General features: G+C 73.1%; 21 protein-coding genes. 11 read left to right on the top strand and 10 right to left on the bottom strand.

Translation table 11 applies throughout. The annotated features are described in order from the left end of the window. The first annotated feature begins 11 nt into the window (after nucleotides 1-11). The 7 genes from AXW62_RS15120 to AXW62_RS46930 are packed head-to-tail and all read left to right on the top strand — an operon-like array spanning nucleotide 12 to nucleotide 6510. Nucleotides 12-1637 carry a carbamoyltransferase N-terminal domain-containing protein gene (locus tag AXW62_RS15120; protein ID WP_060944997.1) on the top strand — a complete coding sequence of 542 codons (1626 nt, stop codon included), beginning with the start codon at nucleotides 12-14 and terminating at the stop codon, nucleotides 1635-1637. Between the two features lie 3 nt (nucleotides 1638-1640). After that, nucleotides 1641-2630 carry a nucleoside-diphosphate kinase gene (locus AXW62_RS15115; protein ID WP_060944996.1) on the top strand — a complete coding sequence of 330 codons (990 nt, stop codon included), beginning with the start codon at nucleotides 1641-1643 and terminating at the stop codon, nucleotides 2628-2630. Beyond that, nucleotides 2627-3250: a toprim domain-containing protein gene (locus AXW62_RS15110; RefSeq protein ID WP_060944995.1), complete on the top strand. Its 624-nt coding sequence runs from the start codon at nucleotides 2627-2629 to the stop codon at nucleotides 3248-3250. The genes AXW62_RS15115 and AXW62_RS15110 overlap by 4 nt, the downstream gene beginning before the upstream one ends. Then, nucleotides 3247-4305, top strand: coding sequence for a FomB family phosphonate monophosphate kinase (locus tag AXW62_RS15105; RefSeq protein WP_060944994.1), 1059 nt, complete (start codon nucleotides 3247-3249; stop codon nucleotides 4303-4305). Before AXW62_RS15110 ends, AXW62_RS15105 begins: the two co-directional genes overlap by 4 nt. Before the next feature lie 8 nt (nucleotides 4306-4313). After that, a complete protein-coding gene (locus AXW62_RS15100) occupies nucleotides 4314-5117 on the top strand; it encodes an inositol monophosphatase family protein (RefSeq protein WP_060944993.1) in 804 nt (267 codons plus the stop codon). After that, the gene (locus AXW62_RS15095) at nucleotides 5114-5707 is read left to right on the top strand and encodes a DJ-1/PfpI family protein (RefSeq protein ID WP_060944992.1); all 594 of its coding nucleotides are present in this window, start codon (nucleotides 5114-5116) and stop codon (nucleotides 5705-5707) included. The genes AXW62_RS15100 and AXW62_RS15095 overlap by 4 nt, the downstream gene beginning before the upstream one ends. Then, on the top strand, nucleotides 5656-6510 hold the full coding sequence (locus AXW62_RS46930; protein ID WP_306305056.1) for a nuclear transport factor 2 family protein: 855 nt from the start codon (nucleotides 5656-5658) through the stop codon (nucleotides 6508-6510). The genes AXW62_RS15095 and AXW62_RS46930 overlap by 52 nt, the downstream gene beginning before the upstream one ends. Before the next feature lie 101 nt (nucleotides 6511-6611). Here AXW62_RS46930 and AXW62_RS15085 read toward each other — a convergent pair whose 3' ends face one another. The 4 genes from AXW62_RS15085 to AXW62_RS15070 form a co-directional block, all read right to left on the bottom strand. Then, a complete protein-coding gene (locus AXW62_RS15085; RefSeq protein WP_063817026.1) occupies nucleotides 6612-7046 on the bottom strand; it encodes a septal ring lytic transglycosylase RlpA family protein in 435 nt (144 codons plus the stop codon). A gap of 59 nt (nucleotides 7047-7105) precedes the next feature. Next, nucleotides 7106-7927 carry a glycoside hydrolase family protein gene (locus tag AXW62_RS15080; protein ID WP_244502942.1) on the bottom strand — a complete coding sequence of 274 codons (822 nt, stop codon included), beginning with the start codon at nucleotides 7925-7927 and terminating at the stop codon, nucleotides 7106-7108. A 94-nt stretch (nucleotides 7928-8021) separates the two neighbouring features. Then, complete coding sequence (locus AXW62_RS15075) at nucleotides 8022-8822, bottom strand: thaumatin family protein (RefSeq protein WP_060944991.1); 801 nt, start codon at nucleotides 8820-8822, stop codon at nucleotides 8022-8024. 352 nt (nucleotides 8823-9174) lie between these two features. Beyond that, complete coding sequence (locus AXW62_RS15070; protein WP_030824470.1) at nucleotides 9175-9972, bottom strand: SDR family NAD(P)-dependent oxidoreductase; 798 nt, start codon at nucleotides 9970-9972, stop codon at nucleotides 9175-9177. A 188-nt stretch (nucleotides 9973-10160) separates the two neighbouring features. Between AXW62_RS15070 and AXW62_RS15065 the strand changes: the two genes are divergently transcribed. Beyond that, entirely contained in the window at nucleotides 10161-11384 is a 1224-nt protein-coding gene (locus tag AXW62_RS15065) for a PucR family transcriptional regulator (RefSeq protein WP_060944990.1), read from the top strand. Between the two features lie 170 nt (nucleotides 11385-11554). Further along, nucleotides 11555-12886, top strand: a complete 1332-nt coding sequence (locus tag AXW62_RS15060) for an MFS transporter (protein ID WP_060944989.1) — start codon at nucleotides 11555-11557, stop codon at nucleotides 12884-12886. Nucleotides 12887-12900: 14 nt separating this feature from the next. Here AXW62_RS15060 and AXW62_RS15055 read toward each other — a convergent pair whose 3' ends face one another. Then, on the bottom strand, nucleotides 12901-13527 hold the full coding sequence (locus AXW62_RS15055) for an alpha-ketoglutarate-dependent dioxygenase AlkB (RefSeq protein ID WP_030824461.1): 627 nt from the start codon (nucleotides 13525-13527) through the stop codon (nucleotides 12901-12903). Between the two features lie 94 nt (nucleotides 13528-13621). On the opposite strand from AXW62_RS15055, the gene AXW62_RS15050 reads away from it, so the two are divergent. Next, nucleotides 13622-14320 carry a hypothetical protein gene (locus AXW62_RS15050; protein ID WP_370682914.1) on the top strand — a complete coding sequence of 233 codons (699 nt, stop codon included), beginning with the start codon at nucleotides 13622-13624 and terminating at the stop codon, nucleotides 14318-14320. A 542-nt stretch (nucleotides 14321-14862) separates the two neighbouring features. Here the strand turns inward: AXW62_RS15050 and AXW62_RS15045 are convergent. From AXW62_RS15045 to AXW62_RS15025, 5 genes are all read right to left on the bottom strand, one after another. Next, the gene (locus tag AXW62_RS15045) at nucleotides 14863-15798 is read right to left on the bottom strand and encodes a fumarylacetoacetate hydrolase family protein (RefSeq protein WP_060944988.1); all 936 of its coding nucleotides are present in this window, start codon (nucleotides 15796-15798) and stop codon (nucleotides 14863-14865) included. A 156-nt stretch (nucleotides 15799-15954) separates the two neighbouring features. Then, on the bottom strand, nucleotides 15955-17037 hold the full coding sequence (locus AXW62_RS15040) for a polyprenyl synthetase family protein (protein ID WP_060944987.1): 1083 nt from the start codon (nucleotides 17035-17037) through the stop codon (nucleotides 15955-15957). Then, nucleotides 17034-18080: a tetratricopeptide repeat protein gene (locus tag AXW62_RS15035; protein ID WP_060944986.1), complete on the bottom strand. Its 1047-nt coding sequence runs from the start codon at nucleotides 18078-18080 to the stop codon at nucleotides 17034-17036. Before AXW62_RS15035 ends, AXW62_RS15040 begins: the two co-directional genes overlap by 4 nt. A gap of 256 nt (nucleotides 18081-18336) precedes the next feature. Further along, nucleotides 18337-18582: a hypothetical protein gene (locus tag AXW62_RS15030; protein WP_060944985.1), complete on the bottom strand. Its 246-nt coding sequence runs from the start codon at nucleotides 18580-18582 to the stop codon at nucleotides 18337-18339. Nucleotides 18583-18586: 4 nt separating this feature from the next. After that, nucleotides 18587-19159 carry a GNAT family N-acetyltransferase gene (locus tag AXW62_RS15025; protein ID WP_060944984.1) on the bottom strand — a complete coding sequence of 191 codons (573 nt, stop codon included), beginning with the start codon at nucleotides 19157-19159 and terminating at the stop codon, nucleotides 18587-18589. A gap of 315 nt (nucleotides 19160-19474) precedes the next feature. Between AXW62_RS15025 and AXW62_RS15020 the strand changes: the two genes are divergently transcribed. Beyond that, nucleotides 19475-19942 carry a DUF2269 family protein gene (locus AXW62_RS15020; protein WP_030824439.1) on the top strand — a complete coding sequence of 156 codons (468 nt, stop codon included), beginning with the start codon at nucleotides 19475-19477 and terminating at the stop codon, nucleotides 19940-19942. Nucleotides 19943-19948: the final 6 nt, after the last annotated feature.

The following is a 19948-nucleotide window of genomic DNA, read 5'->3' as shown; positions in this document are numbered from 1 at the left end:
TCATTTGTGGGGTGAAACTCACCCATGACGGCGGTGTCGCCATCGTCGACGACGGCCGGCTGGTCTGCTCGGTGGAGCTGGAGAAGCTCGGCAACAACCCCCGGCACCAGCGGATCGACGACCTCCAGATCGTCGTGGACCTGCTGGCCGAGTACGGTTACCGGCTGGCCGACGTCGACCGGCTGGTGATCGACGGCTGGCGCAAGACCCACAAGGTGAAGCCGTGGGGCGGCCAGGAGGTCCGCGTCGAGCTGGCCCCCTACCGCCGCGGGCTGCTGGACGACAACCTGCTGCGCCCGTACCCGTCGCATGTGCTGGACCTGCCCTGCACCAGCTATCCGCACTACGCGGGGCACGTGGCCAGCGCGTACTGCTCCAGCCCGTTCGCGGCCGGGCCGGAACCCTCGTACATCCTGTGCTGGGACGGGGCGATGTTCCCGTTCCTGTACCACTACGACCCGGCCACCCGCCGCATGGAGAGCGTGGGCGCGGTGCACCATATGCTCGGTGACACCTACCACACGCTGGCCCAGGCGTATCCGCCGTACGACGCGCCGCTGGAGTGGCCGCACACCCTGGCGCTCCCCGGCAAGATCATGGCCTATGTCGCCCACGGCACCCCGGACGAAGCCGCCGTCGCCGCGCTGGACGCGCTGCGGGCCGACGCCGAACGCACGGTCCTCGGCGAGGGCGAGACCACCGACGACCGGCTGACCGAGCGGGCGGGGCGCCGGATCCTGGAGTTGATGCGCGCCGGCCAGCCGCTGCCGGGGGTCACCCCCGACGACGCGCTGGCCTCCATCCAGGAGTTCCTGGGCCGTGCCCTGGTGGCCGGGCTGACCGAGCTGATCGGGCGGGACGGACGGTCCACCCGCAATCTGTGCATGGTCGGCGGCTGCGCCCTGAACATCAAGTGGAACCGGGACGTGCGGGAGCGGGTGCCGGTCGACCGGGTGTGGGTGCCGCCCTTCCCCAACGACGCGGGCAGCGCGCTGGGCACCGCGTGCTGTGAGCTGTTGCGGTCGGGCCACTCGCCGGCCCTGCGGTGGGACACCTACGCCGGGCCGCAGCTCGTGGCGAGCGAGCCGAGGCCCGGGTGGCGGTCGCGCACGATGACCCCGGCGGAGCTGGCGGCCCATCTGCACCGCACCGGGGAGCCGGTCGTCGTCCTGCACGGCCGGGCCGAACTCGGCCCCCGTGCCCTGGGGCACCGCAGCATCCTGGCGCCCGCGGTGGAGGCGGGGATGAAGGACCGGCTGAACGAGGTCAAGGGCCGGGAGTCCTACCGCCCGGTGGCGCCGGTCTGCCTGGAGGAGCGGGCGCCCGAGGTCTTCGACCCCGGTACGCGCGACCCGTTCATGCTGTTCGACCACCATGTCCGCGAGGAGTGGCGGGACAAGGTGCCCGCCATCTGCCACCTGGACGGTACGGCCAGGGTGCAGACGGTCGGGCGGAACGACGACGAGCTGATCTTCGAGATCCTCACCGCGTACGAACGGCTCAGCGGTATCCCCCTGCTGTGCAACACCAGCGCGAACGGCAACGGCAGGGGTTTCTTCCCCGATGTGGCCAGCGCGATGGACTGGGGGAAGGTGCCCGCCATCTGGTCCGACGGCATGCTCCACGAGAGGGGGTGAACGGTGGCCTCGGCGGACAACGCCTGCCGGGTTCCACCCGAGCTGAGCAGGGTGCCGCGCAAACGCGAGGTCTACGCGGGCGATCCGTACTTCCGGGACGCCTGGGACGACCTGCGAGCCGCGTTCGGCGACGGTCCGGACGCGGTGGCGCGGCTGCACCGGGCCGCCTCGCTGGTGCTGCGGCCCGACGCCGTGGCCACCAGGGGTGGCGAACGGCTGCTGCGCGCCGTGTGCGGCGCGGGGTTCGTCCCGGTCGCCTGCGAGGTGTTCCGGTTCGACCGGCACACGACGCGGGAGGTGTGGCGTTATCAGCTCAACATCGCCACCCGTGAGCGGATCGACGTGATGGACATGATCATGCCGGCCGGGGACGCGCTCTATGTGCTGCTGCGCGAGGACCGCGCCCCCTCCGCGGTCCCGGCGGCCACCCGGCTGAGCTCGATGAAGGGGCCCAGCCGTCCGGAGGACCGCGGTCCCGCGGACCTGCGCACCATCGCCGGCCCCGCGCAGGCGTCGGTGCTCACCTACGTCCATGTCGCCGACGAGCCCGCCGATGTCGTCCGCGACCTGGGGATCTTCTTCGACCGCCCGGAGCGGAACCGGCTGCTCGCCCGGATGGACGCCGCCGACGACGCCACCGACGCCGTGCTGAAGACACTGGCGGAGGTCGAGGCACGCTCCGAGCCCTCCGCCCTGACCTGGCGGCCCGCGCTGGACAGGCTGGAGGTGCTGCTGGCGGACCGGACGGACGCCACCGGCTTGCGCGCCCTGCTGCACGCGGTGCGCTCCGGCCGCAGCAGGGACTGGCAGGCGCTGCTGGCGCTCGCCGACCGGCTCGGCGTGGCCTGGTCCCACTGGGACCGGGTGGCGGTCGCGGCCGAGCTGAGCGCCCGGCACTTCGACGCCGTCCCGATCCTCCCCGACGTGGGCCACCCCACCGGGCTCCCGGCCGAGCCCGCCCCCCGTCCCGACAACGAGCAGGAGAAGGTATGACGAGCGCACCCGTCACGGTGGAGCGGCTCGCCGAACTCAAACGGCTGCCCGCCGACGCGCTGCGCCGCTTCGGCCTCAGCGACAGCGCCGAAGGCGTCCGGTTCGCCTACCGGGCCGCGGACGGCACCGCGGGCAGGACCCGGCTGCGCACCGGCATCCGGGGGGCGGGAGGCTCCTCGTGGCTGCCCGGTGACGACGCCCCCATCGTGGCCTACAGCACCCCCGAGGCGCTGCGGCGGGCCGCCGAGGTGGGCTACCAGATCGTGGTGGAGGGCGAGTCGGACTGCTGGACGGCCTGGCAGCACGGAGTGCCCGCGGTCGGCATTCCCGGCTCCGCGCACTGGGACGTGCTCACCCTCGACCACCTGCCCGGACCGGAGGTCTTCGTCCAGGTCGAGGAGGACAGCGCACAGACCTTCCCGGGCGGTGTGGCGGACTACGTGGACGCCGTGGTGCGCCACATCCGGTCGCTCGGCTACCCCGGGCGCGTCCACCAGCTGCGGCTGGGCGCCCACAGCGACCTGAGCGAGCTGCACTGCGCGGACGCCGATGCGTTCGGGGCCGAACTGGACAAGGCGCTGGCGGTGTCACGCACCGCGGAGGAGGGGACGGCGGGATGACCGTGTCCGGCACCGAGACGCCGACGGCGGCCTCGGGGGACGACGTGGAAAACCTGCTGGGGGGCCAGTACACCCTGCGCTCCTCCGCGGTGGTCGACCTCAACCTCTTCCGGGTCCGCATCTCCAGCAACCTGACCGACTTCGACGGCTACTCGTACTTCACCCGGTTCGTCGACCCGTCCGTCCCCGGGCGGGTCGACTACGAGGTGGTCTGTGTCGACCTCGACGCCGACCCGGTCGACGAGCGGATCGTCTCCTCACTGCGGGACCGGACCTTCCGCGCCGACCGGTTCCGCGGCGGCTTCTACCTGACCCACCACCACGGGGCGCCGGCCCACCTGGTGACGCGGGGAAACCGGATCTATGTGTTCGGCCGCAGGCTGGACCGCGTCATCTGGCCGTACTTCACCAAGCACCTGCTGACCGTCTTCGCGGTCGACCACGATCTGCTGCATCTGAAGGCCGCGGCCTTCATCCAGCCGGGCTCCGGGGCGAATCTGCTGTTCGGCCGGGGCAGCGGCGGGAAGACGGTCTTCCTCACCCAGGCGTGCGTGGACGGCGGTACGTTCCTCAGCAACACCCATGTGCTGGTCGACGGGCTGACGGTGCACGGGATCCCGTCCGCCATGCGGGTGCGCCACGACCGGTGCTTCGGTGAGCTGATCGACTCGGCCGGGCTCGCCCCGCACCTGGAGGCGTCGGAGTACCGGGTCGACCCGGCGCTGCTCTTCGACCACCAGCCTCCGGCCCAGGCCACCGTGCGCAACCTGTGCATCATCGACTACGACGCGGACCGGCCGCGCCGTTTCGAGGAGATGGACGTCGAGCCGTTCGCCGCGTTCCTCGATCTGTTCGCCTTCGCCATCGGCACCTACGGTCTGAAGGACGACGTGCTCGCGCACCTGGGCAACGACGTCCTCGCCTACGGCGCGGCGTTCTCGGCGATGAAGACCCGCATGCTCGAGCTGATCGCGTCCTGCCGCCGTCTCTACATCAACGCCGACATGCTCGACCCGGGGGTTCGCCGGGAAACCCTCGCGGCGCTGGCAGGATAATGCGGGCGATGACGCACAGGACTGACGAAGAACTCCTCGCCGCCGCCGTGCGCGCGGCCGAGACCGCCGGCCGGGTGATCGTGGCGCGGAGCACCGATCGCGGCGTGGCGTACAAGAACGACGCCGAGCCGGTCACCCAGGGCGATCTGCTCGCCGACCGCGCCATCCTCGAGACACTGCGGGCCGCGTTCCCGGACGTGCCCGTGCTGTCCGAGGAGTCCGGCGACGGCGAACCGCCGGACCTCCACGGGCCGGTGTGGGTGGTCGACCCCATCGACGGCACGGCCAACTACGCACGCGGCCACCCGTACGTGTCCGTCTCCGTGGCCTATGCCGAGGAGGGTGTCACCAGGGCCGCGGCGGTGTGCGCCCCCTTCCTGGGGGAGACCTTCACCGCGGCGCTGGGCAAGGGCGCACGACTCAACGGGCGTCCCATCAACGTCGGCTCCCCGGGTGAGCTGCGCAGAAGCGTGGTCAGCACCGGTTTCCCCCATATGCGTTCGGACCTGGGGCCGCTGCTCAAGCGGATCGAGCTGCTGCTGACCCACTGCCAGGACATCCGCCGCGCCGCCTCCCCCGCCCTGGACATCTGCTGGGTCGGCGCGGGCCGGCTGGACGCGCACACCGAGACGCTGCACCCGTGGGACGTCGCCGCCGCGTCCCTGGTCGCCCGGGAGGCAGGCGCCGTGCGCGGCCATCTGGTCCCGGTGCCGGACGGCGTTCCCGCCGACCTGTTCGGCGGGGGCTTCCTGGTGTCGGCGCCCGAGGTCCACGATGATCTGATGGCCCTGCTCACGGGGGTCGGCGGATGACCGCCGTACGGGTGCTGGCCTACGAAGGGGTCGATGAACTCGACCTGTTCGGGGCCCTGGCCCCCCTGGACAAGGGCGCCCGGTGCGCCCAGCACGACAACGGGCTCGAGGTGGCGCTGGTCGCCCCCGGGCCGGACGTCACCACCTCCGGCGGCACACGGCTCACGGGTATCGCGTCCCTGGACGCCCTGGCGGACTGCGATGTGCTGGTGGTGCCGGGCGGGCGGGGCGCGGAGGCGGCCGCGGCGTCGGAGCGGCTGCGTACCGCGGTCCGTGACACGGCGGCCCGGGGAGCCGAGCTGTTCGCGGTGTGCACCGGTGTGCTGCTCGTCGCCGCCGCCGGTGTGCGGGCCGGGCGGCTGGCGGTCCACGCGGACAAGCACCAGTTGCTGCGGACGGTGGCTCCCGGAGTGCGGGAGGCGGACATCGGGCGCGGTCTGGTGCGCGATCCGGCCCTGGTCAGCATCGGTGGCCTGGCGGACCGCGGGCTGAAGGGGACGGACATCGCCTTCGAGGTGCTGCGCCGCCACGCGCCGGGGTGCGTCGGCTGTGTGGCACGGCGGATGGAGGTGGTCCCGCCCGCACTGTGACACGCCGCGGTGGACCCGCGCCCGCCTGCCGCCGGGCCGCGGCGGTCGTGGTGGCAGCGTCCCCGCTTCAGGAGTGGCACACGGCGCCGGTGCTGTCACGCGCCGGCCGGTTGCTCCACCGGACCCTGGTGGTGTGCGACACGGCCGGTGCGGCGGCGCTCGCCCGGGCCACTACCGGTGCCCTCGGCGGCGCTCGCCCGGGCCACTACCGGTGCCGTCGAGCGCGCGCTCGGCGGCCCGGCCGGATACACCCACCCCAGAGCCGTTCGCACCGAGGTGCGCACCACCGCTGGTGGCCGAGTGAAGGTGCACGGCCACGTCTCCCATGGTCAGCTCCGCTTGGCCCACAGGGCCGAGTCCAGCAGCCTTCCTGTCCCGGGCCCGCACCTTTGGTGCCCGCCCAGCCGCTTCACGTTAAGGACGATCGCGACCATGGACGACACCGCCGACACCGCTGTGTCCAAGGTGCGGGAGTACTACCGGTTAGTCGACGCCGACGACGTCTCGGGGCTGCTCGCGCCCTCTTCGCCGAAACCGCCGTCTACCGCCGCCCCGGCTATGAGCCGATGCGCGGCCAGGCCGATCTGATGGCCTTCTACACCGGCGAGCGGGTCATCGCCGAGGGGAAGCACACCGTCGTCACCACCGTCGCGGACGGCCGCCGGGTGGCGGTGAACGGCGTGTTCGAGGGCGTGCTCAAGGACGGCCGCGAGGTGTCGCTGGAGTTCGCCGACTTCTTCGAGCTGGACGCGGCACTGCGCTTCGCGCGCCGCGACACCTTCTTCTTCGCCCCGATGGTCTGAAGGACCGGCCTCGGTCAACGGAGGTCCCCCCCATACGTGTCCGCCCCGGAACCGCGTTCCGGGGCGGACACGTCATCTCCTCCGTACCACCCCGGCAGGGGTCAGGGCACGATCTCCTCCTTGACCACGATGTGGCCGGAGTCGGGGTTGAGGACTCCGCCGAGCCGGGCGTACGCCCCGTCGGTCAGGTCCAGGCACTTGGGCACCGACGGTGTCCACGCGAAGGTGCCGCGGTCGTTGATGCGCACGACCAGCGAGGCGCCGTTCGCCACGTTGGTGACCTTCACCTTGGTCCCGAACGGCAGCTGCGGATCGCGGCTCAGAGAGGTCGCCGCGGTGTCCGCGTTGTTGTCGAAGAGTTCACCGCTGGCGGTGTAGGCACCCGGGGGTATGTAGCCGTAGTGGGTGGCCCAGCAGTTCTCACCGGCCGGCGGGGTGTCGCTGGTGGCGGCGGTGCTCGTCGGGGCGGCACCCAGCACGGCGGTCAGTGCGACGGCTCCGGCGGCCAGTCGGCCGGCCAGCATTCCCTTGCGCATGGCGAGGACCTCATTTCGATGTGTCGTGGTGGGGGGTTCGCACGCGGGCGGGCTGTCCGTCAGCCGGCCGCGCGGTAGGCGGCGCCCATCTGGTTGGGCGTGGTGCCGTTGTAGAGACCGGTGCCGCCGCGGTCGGCGGACAGCGTGAACCACGCGTACCGTTCGACGAAGGACAGCCCCTGGAGCATGGCGGTGGACTTCGTCACGAACGCGGCCTGCTGTTCCGGGGACGGATACCTCGGGGTGCCGGTCGAGAAGTCGGTCAGCGCGTATTCGGTGAGCCAGACCGGCTTCTGGTAGCGGTCGTGGACGGCCTGGAGGTAGCCGCGCAGCTGGTCGGTGGCGCGGGTGGGGTCGAAGTCGGCGCCGTACCAGTGCAGGGGGATGAAGTCGACCCGGTAGCCGCGGTCGGCGGCGCCCTTCATGAAGCGGTCGAGCCAGCCGTCGGCGACATCGCCGCCGTAGGCCACGGCGGGGGCGCCGAGCCGCATACCGGTCGACTGCAGCCGGGGCCACAGTTCGAGGGCCCGCTCCACCGACATGTCCGCCTGGCCGGCCAGGTCCGGTTCGTTGAAGCCGAGCAGGGTCGTGCCCTCGCTCCTAGCCCGGTCGAGTTCCGTGTCGGTCACCGAGCCGGCACCCCAGATCATGGGCACGAACTCGACACCGGCCGGGGGTTCGATCCGTTCCTTGCCCGAGGCCCAGGTGTAGAACCAGCCGACCCCGGCATCGGCCATCGCTCCGGTGACCCCGTCGAAGTTCCAGGCGCTGACGCCCTTCTTCTGCCCCGCCGCCGCGGACGCCCCGGCGCCCGCCTGGCTGCCCGCGGTCAGCAGGGTCAGCACCGCCAGCAGAACGGTGAGGAGGCGTATCCTCCGCACGTCGTCTCTCCTTTCCTCATCCGGTCCTCGTCCCGTCCTCATCCGGTCCTCGTCCGGCCCTCGTCCGGCCCGGAGTGACATGGCCGACGGCAGGTCAGACGACGCTGTGGAAGGTGACGGTGAAACCGCTGCACCGGCCGCACTGCTGCATGACCTGGTTCCCCGGCTCCTGGTCCTGCTTGGACCAGCCGTACGCCTTGGGGCAGTGGGCGGCGATCATGTCGCTGTAGGGGGTCTTGGCGTCCCGGTCGGGGCTGGTGCACAGCATCGGCGTGCCGTCCGGCCAGCGCGTCAGATCGTCGGGAGGACACAGCGGCAGCAGGTTCTGCGAGCAGCCCATGGTGTCGCAGCCGCCACCGCCGGTGGCGTTGTCGGGGGCGATGGTGACGGGCTGGGAGAAGGCGTTGACGTAGCTGACGTTGTACCAGGGCGCCAGCGTGTCCCTGGTGTCGAAGTTGAACTCCGCGAGGCTGGTGGGCTGTTCGGCCGTCTCGCAGTGGTCGGCGAACCTGCCGCAGTCCCCCACCTGGCAGTGGAAGGTGCTGCCCGGCGTCCCCGTGCACCCCTGACGGGCGAAGAACTTGCCACGCCAATGGCCGGGATCCGCCGTCTCGGGGATCGTCACCGTGCCCGACTCCCCGGGCTCCAGGATGGGTAACGTGGCGAACTGCCGGGATCCGTCGGCGTTGACATCGCTGCCGATCCACACCTTCTTCCCGGTGTCGTTGACGAACGTCACCGTGTGATCCACCGCCGCGGCCGCGGCCGGTGCGGCGCCGGACAGCGTTTCCGCCCCGGTGCCGGGGGCGGCGCCCGCGCTGGTCCCGGAGTTCGGGCTCAGGGCCACCAGGACCGCGGCGGCCAGCGCGGCCACGGCGGTCAGGATCTTCCGCATGGTTCCTCTTTCGACGTGATGGGGTGTCCGGATGGCCGGGCGCGCGTCGGGCGGGGCGGTCCATGGGCGGCGCGCTGCCGCCTCGGACCGGGACGTCCGCCGGAAGGGTGGAGCGCGGCGCGGCGGGGAAGGGTGTTACGGGGAGCCCGCGGCACCGCCGGAGGTCATGCGCCGTGGCCCTCCCACGACCGGGAAAAATTTGTCACGATCATGACAAAGAAAACCCACCGGAAACTCTCCGCGGTCCGGCCCCAGGCGAGGAATCGGCCCGGGAGCGCGCTCAAGAGCTGACGGTCCCCCATGACAGCGCCCGCAGCCGTATATGTCAATGGTCTGGACCAAAATCAGCCGATCAGCAGCGCGCCGTGAGACCGCCGTCCACGGGCAGGCATACGCCGTTGATGTACGCCGCCTCGTCCGAGGCGAGGAAGACGGCGGCCGCCGCGACATCCCACGGGCTGCCCATCCGGCCCGTGGGGCTCACCGCGTGCCGGGCCGCGAGCGCGGCCTCGGGGTCGTCCGCCCCGGCCACGATCTGCCGGGCCACCAGGGGCGTGTCGATCAGGCCGGGCAGGACGGCGTTCACCCGGATGCCCTCGGCGGCGTGACGCAGCGCCAGGGCGACGGTGAGCTGGTTGACGGCCGCCTTCGCCGCGCTGTAGCTCGGATAGGGGTAGCCGGTGTCGCGTATCGCGGCGATCGAGGACACGTTGACCACCGCGCCCCCGCCCGCCGCCACCATGCGCGGCAGCACGTGTTTGCAGGTCAGGAAGACACTGCCGACGTTGATCGAGAGGGCGGACTGCCAGTCGGCGAGGTCGAGTCCGGTGAGGTCGCCCAGACGAGCCGCGCCGACGTTGTTGTGCAGCACCGTGGGTGTGCCCAGGGCGCGCTCGGCCGCCGCGACGACGGCGGCCACCTGCTCCTCGTCGGTGACGTCCGCCGTCAGGGGCAGCGCCGTACCGCCCTCGGCCGTGATCGCCCCGGCCGTGCGGCGCGCGTGGTCCGCGTCGATGTCGATCGCCGCCACCCGCGCCCCTTCCCGGGCGAACGCGAGCGCGGCCGCCTGGCCGTTGCTCACCCCGTCCGGGCCGGCGCCGGCCCCGAAGACGAGGGCGGTGCGGTCGGCCAGTCGTCGTCCCCTGTGCATGGCCCGATCCTGGACACCGGCGCGCCCCGAGGGCCACCGACGGCCGTCGCAAACACCCCGCACCGGCTCCTCGATCTGTAGAAAACAGCAGGTCATCACCCTTCACATCGGCCCGGACATGCGGAATGATCTTCCCGATCGGCAGCAGTGACGGGCCACCCCGCCCGTCCGGTGGGAGGTGACGGGCGATGCTCGGAAGCCGGCTTCAGGACGTCGTGGACGAGCTGGCGGAGCGCATCGGCCGCTCCGTCGCGGTCAACGACCCACGGGTGCGCATCCTCTGCGCCAGCCGCCACTTCGGCGACGAGGACCGGGTGCGGGTACGGGCGGTGCTGCAGCGGGACGCGGGCAGCGCGGCGGCCGGGCACATCCTCGCCCAGGGAGTCGACCGCTGGACCGAACCCGGTGTCATCCCGCCGCGCGAGGACCTGGGCATGCGGGCGCGGCTGTGCGCGCCGATACGGTGGCGGCACCAGCTGCTGGGCCTGCTCGTCGTCATCGACCCGGACGGCTCCCTCTCCCCCGCCGGCGTCGACGCCGTCCGCGAGGCCACCCGCGCCCTCGCGCCCCTGATGTACGGGGACTTCACCGCGCGGGACACCGAACGCGTGGCCCGTGAGGAGGCGGTGCGGCAGCTGCTGAGCCCGTCGGCCACCGTCCGCGAGGCCGGGCGGGACGCGCTGGCGCGTGGCGGCCGGCTGCCGTCCGCCCGCTGGGCCGGCGTCACGGTGGCGCGGGTCGTCGGCGATCCGCCGGCCGACCGCGCGGGGGCGGTGGAGGTGGCGCTGCGCACCGGGCTGGAGCGGGTGGCGGGCGACCGGGCGCTGCGGACCGAGTTCTGTCTGGACGGACCGCTGGGGCTGCTGCTGACCTGCTCCGACCGGCCGGTGCCCCAGGAGCTGCTGCGGGCCCGCGCGGCGGTCCTCCTGGAGCAGGTGCGGTCCGTGCTGAACGGCTCGGCGGAGTGTGTGGCGGGGATCGGCGAGACCGTGGAGGGCGGTGCGGAACAGGCATGGATGTCGTGCGAGCAGGCGACCGGTGCCGCTCGGGCGGCCGCCACCCGGCCCGGTGCCGACGGCGTCGTCCACTGGGCCGAGCTCGGCGCGCTGGCACCCCTGTCGCTGATCCCGCCGGACCGGCTGACTCCCGCGCTGCTGCCCGCGCCACTGCGCGCCCTGCTGGCGCGGGACCCCTCGGGCCGTCTCGTGGACACCCTCACGGCCTATCTGGACCACGGGGGTTCGGCGCCGCGCACCGCGCACGCCCTGCACCTGCACCGCACCTCGCTGTACTACCGGCTGCAGCGGATCGCCGAACTCACCGGACTGGACCTGGCCGACGGCGACAACCGGCTCACGCTCCACCTGGGGCTGCGGCTGTACGCCCTGATGCGCTCGGCCGGCCGGGGGTGAGCCGCCGCCCGGTGCGCGGCCGGCGGCCTTCCGGCCGGCCTTCCGGCGAAGACCGGCCTTTCGACAAAGAGAGGAAAGCGCCCGGCCGATTCCCGACAGGAAACGGTGGCACGCCCCCGTGCCGCACCCGATACTCCGACCGCAGTGCACGTCACCTGGGAGCCGCCGCCATGTCCACCATCGCCCCGCCCGCCGACCGCACCGTGTCCACCACACGGATCGCGGTCGCCAGCTTCATCGGAACGGCGATCGAGTTCTACGACTTCTACATCTACGGAACGGCGGCCGCGCTCGTCCTCGGCAAGCTGTTCTTCCCCACCTTCTCCGCGCTCGCGGGCACCCTGGCCGCGTTCGCCACCTTCGGTGTGGGCTTTGTCGCCCGGCCGATCGGCGCCGTCATCTTCGGCCATTTCGGGGACCGCACCGGCCGCAAGGCGATGCTGGTCACCTCCCTGCTCGTGATGGGGACGGGAACGGTCGCCATCGGACTGCTGCCCACCTACGGGACGGTCGGCATCGCGGCCCCCGTCCTGCTGGTGCTCTGCCGTTTTCTCCAGGGTGTCGGGCTGGGCGGGGAGTGGGGCGGCGCGGTGCTGCTGGCCACCGAGTACGCGCCCCGGGGCAAGCGGGGGCTGTGGTCGAGCTTCCCGCAGATGGGCCCCGCCATCGGCTTCATCGTGGCCGGCGGCTCGTTCCTGCTGCTGGGCCGGGTGATGGACGACGCGGCCTTCGAGTCCTGGGGGTGGCGGATCCCGTTCCTCGCCAGCGCCGCGCTGGTGGTGGTCGGCTACTACATCCGGATGCGGATCGCCGAGACCCCGGTCTTCCGGGAGGCGATGGACCGGAACGAGCGGACCAAGGCGCCGATCGTCGATGTGGTCCGCCGCCAGGGCGCCACGCTGGCCCTGTCCACCTGCGCGTTCATCCTCGCGCACACGCTGTTCTACACGATCACGACCTTCGCGCTGTCCTACGGCACCACCGTGCTGGACCTCGACAAGGACATGCTGCTGCTGTGCGCGATGGCGGCGGCACTCGTCCTCGGACTGGCCACACCGGTGCTGGCCGTCCTGTCCGACCGCATCGGCCGCCGTACCGTCTGCCTGAGCGCGGGCATCCTGGCCGCGCTGTGGGCGTATCCCATGTTCGCCCTGATCAACACCGGTGAACCGCTGCTCATCGGGCTCGCGATGGCCATCGGGATGCTGGCCTTCGCCGCGCTGTACGGCCCGATGGGCGCGTTCCTCCCGGAGATGTTCGCCACTCGCTACCGCTACACCGGCGCCTCCGTGGCCTACAACGCGAGCGGCATCGTCGGCGGTGGTGTCACCCCCGTCCTCGCCACCCAGCTCGTCGCCTCCACCGACTCATCGGTGCCGGTGTCCGGCTACATCGTGGTGATCGCCCTGATCTCGGCGGTGTGCGTGTGGTTCCTGAAGGAGACCCACACCACCGATCTGGGATACGACCCGGCGGCGGCCCCGGACCACGGCCAGGGGTGACCGCGCGGCCCGCCTCACCCCACGCCGCTGGGGCGGAACTGGACGCTGATCCGTGGGCCGGTGGCGCGCGAGGATTTGGGGATCGCGTGTTCCCAGGTCCGCTGGCAGGAACCGCCCATCACCAGCAGATCGCCATGGCCGAGCGGCCGTCGCACGGTGCCGCCGCCACCGCGCGGGCGGAGCAGCAGGTCCCGGGGCGCGCCCACGGACAGGATGGCGACCATGGTGTCCTCGTTCCTGCCACGGCCGGTGCGATCGCCGTGCCAGGCCACGCTGTCCCGGCCGTCGCGGTAGTAGCACAGCCCGGCGGTGGTGAAGGGTTCGCCCAGTTCGTCGGCGTAGTGCGCGGAGAGCGCCGCCCGGGCCTCGGACAGCACCGGATGCGGCAGCGGGTCCTCGGCGCCGTAGTAGGCGAGCAGCCGGGGAACGTCCACCACCTGCTCGTACATGTGCCGCCGCTCGGCCTTCCAGGGGACCTCGGCGACGAGCCGGGCGAACAGGCCGTCCGCTCCCCTCAGCCATCCGGGCAGCAGGTCGATCCAGGCCCCGGACCCCAGTTCGGTCCTGCGCGCCCCGCGCAGCGAGCCGAGACCGACGTCGTCGGTCTGGTCGAAGAGCGAACCCTGGAGATACACACCCATAGGTGCAGCGTACTCAGGTAATCGTGCAAGCGTTCCCCAAGGGGGACATACCGGGCGGCGGTACCGGGCGGCGGTACCGGGCTCCGGACGCGTCCTGGACGGTTCGGCCGGGGACGCGGTTAACGTCGGTACCGGGAGGACGTACCACCGCTGCCGGGAGGGCGAGATGACCGGCCACACCCCGGGCGCCACCTGGCGGGAGGCGCCCCGCAGGCCCCCGGGCCTGGGACCCCGGACCTGGGCCGGGGTGCCGCGCCGGTCCCGGCAGGTCCTGGTGGTGACCGGCCGCGACCGGGACGCGCCGGACTCCACGGCGGTCCTGTACGAGCGGACCGGGCCGGGCTGGCGGGCCGGGACGAGCCGGCCGGCGCACAACGCCCTGCGGGGCTGGACCGACCACCACCGGGAAGGTGATCTGCGCTCCCCCATCGGCGTCTACGCCCTCACGGACGCCGGCGGACGGCTCCCCGACCCCGGAACCCGGCTGCCCTACCACCGGTCGGCGGGCTTCGTCGCGAGCGGTACGGGCTTCGGCGGCGAGCCCCTGGCCGGCTCGTTCGACCACGTGATCGCCATCGACTACAACCGCGAGCCGGGCACCTCCCCCCTGGACCGGACCCGCCCGCTCGGTCCGGAGCGGGGCGGCGGCATCTGGCTGCACATCGACCACGGCGGCCCCACGCGCGGATGCGTGAGCCTCGGGGCGGGCCCCATGACGGAGCTGCTCCGGGCGCTGGACCCCGGGCTCGGGCCCGTCGTCGTCATGGGCGACGCGGCGTCGCTCGCGCGCTGAGGACCGGCCGTGGCGCGCCCGGCCCCGGCAGTGCGGGGGCGACCGCCGCCGGGCCGGATCACGGGTCCGGATCACCCGGGCCGGACCGGGCCGGGTCACTCAGGCCGCATCATCCGGGGCCGGATCACCCCGGGCCGCACACCCAGGCCGCATCACCGGGCCGGATCACGCCGGGCCGGATCACCGGGCCACATCACCCAGGCCGGACCGCGCCAGGTCACCCAGGCCGCATCACCGGTCCGCATCACCCCGGGCCACATCACCCGGGCCGGACCACCCGGGCCGCATCACCCCGGGCCGGACCGGGCCAGGTCACCCAGGCCGCATCACCGGTCCGCATCATCCGGGGCCGCATCATCCGGGGCCGGACCGCCCAGGCCGGACCGGGCCGGATCACGCCGGGCCGGATCACCGGGCCACATCACCCAGGCCGGACCGCGCCAGGTCACCCAGGCCGCATCACCGGGCCACATCACCCGGGCCGGATCACCCGGGGCCGCACACCCAGGCCGCATCACCGGGCCGGGTCACCCCAGGCCGGGTCACGCCGGGAAACGGCTCCGGTGGGCGCGGCGCGCCAGCGGATCGCCGAGGGCCTCCACCAGCCAGTCCAGTCCGGCCCGGCCGGTGCGCACCGGGTTGCGCAGGGTGCCGATGCCCTCGACGGACATCTCCACCACGTCCCCGGCGCGCAGCGTGAAGTCGAGCGGGGGCACGATGCCGGTGCCGGTGGACAGCACGGCGCCGTCCGGGAAGGGCTGGCAGCGCCACAGGTGGTCCACCAGTCCCCGCGGGGTGCGGTGGAACGCGGCCGTGGAGGTGGCCGCCCGGTAGGCCGCCTCGCCGTCGCGCCACACCGTCAGGGTGATGCCCAGCGCGTCGGGCGCGCCGACCTCCCAGGCGGGCACGATACCGGGGGACACGGCGGCGCTTCCGGCGTAGATCTTGGCCTGGGGGAGGTAGAGCGGGTTCTCGCCCTCGATGGACCGCGAGCTGACGTCGTCGGCGACCAGATAGCCGACGGTCTCGCCGTGCCGGTTGAGGACCAGCGCCAGTTCGGGCTCGGGGACGTTCAGCTCGGAGTCGTCCCGTACGGCGATCGGCTCGCCGTCGGTCACCACTCGCCAGGGCTGCGCCTTGAAGAACAGCTCCGGGCGCTCGGCGTCGTAGACGCGCTCGTACACCGACTGCTCGGCGCTCTCCTCCACCCTGGCCTCGCGGGAGCGTTCGTACGTCACCCCCGCGGCCCACAGCTCCATCAGCCCGTCCAGCGGCGGCAGCAGCAGCACCTCTCCCTCATGGGCGGCGGCCGGGCCGGAGGAGGTGTTCTCCACCAGGGCCCGCAGCTCCGCCCCGGACAGCCGCAGCAGTTCGGCGACGAGCGGCGCCCCGGGGAAGGCCCGCACCCCGCCGGAGTCGTCGGCCACCCCGGTCCGGACGGTTCCGGCGTCGTCGGCGAAGCGCACGATGCGTGTCATCTGTCGTCCTCTCCTCGCGAGACGTGTGGTGGATCCTCCTACCCAGCGCCGGGCGGTGGGCCCGTATCCGGTCGAGGGCGGTGGCCGCGTCCGCCACCGCCACCGCGACGGGGCCCCGGTCGGCACGGGTGAGGGGCGGGCCCGCCCCTCACCCGGTCAGATCTCGCGCCGTACCAGGAAGTCCAGCAGTGTGCGCAGCTCCGCGACCGCCCCCGGGGCCAGCGGCAGTCCGTCCAGGCAGGTCTCCACGGCGGCGATGTGGCGGTCGGCCTCCGCCAGGGCCGCGGAGCGGCCGCCGGCCTGCTCGATCAGGGCGGCGGCCCGGTGCGTGGTGGCGTCGTCCGGGACATCCGGGGCCTCCGCCAGCAGGGCGGCCAGCCGCCCGGCGGCGGGGGCGCCGGGGCCCCGGGCGGTCAGCGCGGCGAGCACGGGGAAGGTCTTCTTGCGCTGCCGCAGATCATTGTGGACGGGTTTGCCGGTGACGGCGGGATCGCCCCAGATGCCCAGCAGATCGTCGACCACCTGGAACGCCACGCCCATGTACCGCCCCGCCCGGTCCAGGGCGGCCACGGTGGTCTCCGGCGCCCCGGCCAGCGCGGCGCCCAGCGCGGCGGCGCAGCCGAGCAGCGCGCCGGTCTTGTGCTCGGCCATGGTGCGGTACTCCTCCGGCCCCACCGCCGTGGGTCCGGTCCACGGGCGCGACTCGAAGAGCAGGTCGTCCGCCTGACCGCGGACCAGGTCGCCCATCGCCGCGCCCAGGCGCCGCACCGCAGCCGCGGTTCCGGCGCCGTCCACCGCGGCCAGGGCCTCCACCGCCAGGGCGAACAGGGCGTCACCGGCGAGGACGGCCGGACCCGTCCCGTACGCCTTCCACACGGTGGGGCGGGTCCGCCGGGTCTGGTCGCCGTCCATGATGTCGTCGTGCAGCAGCGAGAAGGTGTGCACCAGTTCCACGGCCACCGCGCCGGCGACCGCCGCCTCACCGGACGCCCCGGCCGCCTCCGCGCCCAGCACGGCCAGCGCCTGCCGCACCCCCTTGCCGCCCGCTCCCCCGGCGGGCGTTCCGCCCACGTCGCACCAGCCGAAGGAGTACGCGGCCATCTCACCGACCCACGGGTGCAGCCGCTCGATCGTCCCGGCCAGGGCCGGGCGCACCAACTCCCGGCAGCGGTCCAGGATGTCGGCCGCGGTCGCCGTGGTCCCGTCCGCCCCGAGGAGCACGGGGAACGCCGTCGTCACCGGGCCACCTCCAGGGCCTCGGTGAGACCGAACTCCTCCCGGGCGCGCTCCACCATCCGGCGGACATGCCGCAGCCCGATCCGCTCCAGCACAGCGGCCAGTTCGGACAGGTCCTCGGCGGTCCGGTCGCGGTCGCGGCCCAGCCGGGCCCGGGACTTGATCAGCCCGAGCCGGGCGAGGGCCTCGCCGCGCGGCTCGCTCATGCCGCGGAACTCGTCCCACGCCTGCTGGTACATGGCACGCGCCTCCTCGTAACGGCTTGCGCGGTAGAACACGTTGCCGCGCATCTTGTGGTTGTACGCCAGCGCGCTCACCAGGTTCATCTCACGGCAGGTCAGTTCGGCCTCGGAGAGCAGCTTCAGGGCGCGCTCGGCGTCCCCGTCGCGGACGGAGATGATGTCGGCCATGCCGCGCAGCGCCCACGCGTGGCCGCGCCGGTCATCGGCCTGCGCGGCTATCCCCGCGGCCTCCTCGAACATCGCATAGGCCGAGTCGTAGGACCCGGTGTTGCGGTGCATCTGGGCGATGCCCTCCAGCGCCCATACGGTGTGCCGCGCCTCGCCGCGTTTGCGCGCCTCGGCGAGGAGTTTCTCGTGCAGCTCGCCCACCGCCTCGTAGTCCCCCTGAATACGGCCGGTCTCCGCCATCCCGGCGAGCGAGTAGCCGCGGACGACGATGTCCCCGCCGCGCTCGCCGAGGTCGGCCGCGAGCCCGAGCAGCCGCCACGCCAGCGCCAGCGCGCCCCGCTGCCGGGCGAGCGTGCCTCCGCTCCACAGCGCCCACGCCATCGCCCCGAGGTCCCCCGCCGCACGGGCCGCCCGGTAGCTGGCCTTCCACTCACGGTCGGCCTCGTCCACCTGGCCCAGCCTCCGGTGCGCCTCGGCGACCGCCAGCCCGGCGCGGGCGGCCTCGGCCGGGGAACCGCCCCGCTCGGCGGCCCGCAACTGCTCGGTGGCCGCCGCCAGTACGTCCACCAGGGAGGAGTTCACGGACAAAGTGGTCAGGGAGCCCTGGTACTCAGGGGCGAATGCCTTGCCGTACATGGATGCCTTTCCGTCTGTGGTTCCAGGTGCGCGTGGCGCGGCCGCGCACCGCGTCTATACATCGCAGGTATACGGCGCATGTATACAGCGCATGTATACACGGTGCACATAGCACCCGGGAAACCGGCCCCGACCGAGGCCAAACCACTGCCGCGCGGCCACTGTTGATCAGGACGCGATCGGACCCGGCGGGGTTTACCGCACGGGTCGATCGGCCGCGAAAATTTCCGCGCCGTCAACCGCTCGACGCGCTCGCTCAGCCCCAGGTCCTGCCGGTGACCAGATCGGGGCCGAGGTGGCGGGCGGCGATGGCGGTGATCGGCGAGGCGGGACCGTACCGCCGGGCGCGTTTGCAGGTGTGGACCACACAGGTCCGCACCGGGTGCACCTCCCCGCCGGGCTCCGCCGAGTCGTCCGCGGCGAGCGGGCGGACCTGCGGACGGGCCGGCGCGAAACAGACCAGCACGGTGCGGTGGTCCTCACCGGTCAGGAAGTCGGCCATGCCGTCAGCCCGCCGCCCGGGGCGGTTTCCTCCCGGCCCGCCACTCCGGCGCCAGCACCGACCAGATCTCCACGTCGTACCGTGTGCCCCGGTGGCAGGAGCCCTCCCGCAGCACACCGTCCCTGGTCATCCCCAGCCGCCGGGCCACGGCGAGGCTGGCCTCGTTGGCCGCCGCGGCCCGCCACTCCACGCGGTGGACGCCCCGCTCCTCCACGGCCCAGTCGATGATCAGGCGGGCGGCCCGGGTCACCAGCCCCTTGCCCACCGCCGACGGCTCCAGCCAGCAGCCCGCCTCCGCGGTGCCCTGCGCGATGTCCATCGTCCGGAACAGGACGCCGCCGACCAGCTTGCCGTCCGTCCAGATGCCGTGGATCCGCCCGGTGTCGGCCGCCGTCTTGTCCGCGTACCCCTGGAGGTACGCCCGGGCCGACTCCAGGTCCGTGACGGCGTCCGCCAGCGCGATGTACCGCCCGATGAACTCCCGTCCCCGGTCCATATGGGCCAGGAACTCCCCGGCCCGCCACGGCTCGAGCGGACGCAGTTCCGCACCGTCCTCACCCAGGGACATCGCGTACATCCTCACCCTCCACGGTCCGCACCGGCGTGCACACGTCGCGGGGATCCTCCCACCGGGAGGGGCGTCCGCGCGTTTCCTTCTCTGCCCACGGGCATGGGAGGGCGACTCCTTCCCTGCCTACGGGCATGGGGGCGACCGGATCACCCCGCTCGCCGCGGTCCCGGCCCGGCATGGCGAGAATCCGTTGACATCTGTCGCTCGAGCCCCTGGGTGATCGTCCTCCGGCTCCCTAGCGTGGGGCGGGCACCACCCGCCCCACGCTCGGAAGGAGACGCTGGTGCCCACCACGTTCGAAACGGAGCCGGACGCCATCCGATGACCAAGTTCCTGCTCTCCGTGCACGTCCTGGCCGCCATCGTCGCGATCGGCCCGGTCACGGTCGCCGCCAGCATGTTCCCGCCGGCGGCCCGCCGCGCCCACGCGGCCACCGCCGGGGACGAGGCGGACCTGGGCACGGTCCGGCTGCTGCACCGCATCTGCCGGATCTACGCCAAGCTGGGCCTGGCCGTGCCGCTCTTCGGCTTCGCCACGGCCGCCGCGATGGGCGTTCTCGGCGACGGCTGGCTCACCGCCTCCATCGCCCTGACCGCCGCGGCCGCCGGCATCCTGGTCGCCTTCGTCCTGCCGCGGCAGGAGGAGGTCCTCGACGCCCTCGGTGCCGACAACGCCCTGGAGCGGACCGACACCGTCCAGCTGGCGATGTTCACGGGAGCGTTCAACCTGCTGTGGGCGACCGTGACCATCATCATGATCGTCCGTCCGGGCTCGACCACGGGAGCGTGACCCGCC

Origin of the sequence: Streptomyces hygroscopicus subsp. hygroscopicus (assembly GCF_001553455.1) — a bacterium.
In the GTDB taxonomy this organism is placed as follows: Bacteria; Actinomycetota; Actinomycetes; order Streptomycetales; family Streptomycetaceae; genus Streptomyces; species Streptomyces hygroscopicus.
The sequence above is the reverse complement of the archived record's forward strand: the minus strand, read 5'-3'. Positions and strand labels throughout refer to the sequence as shown.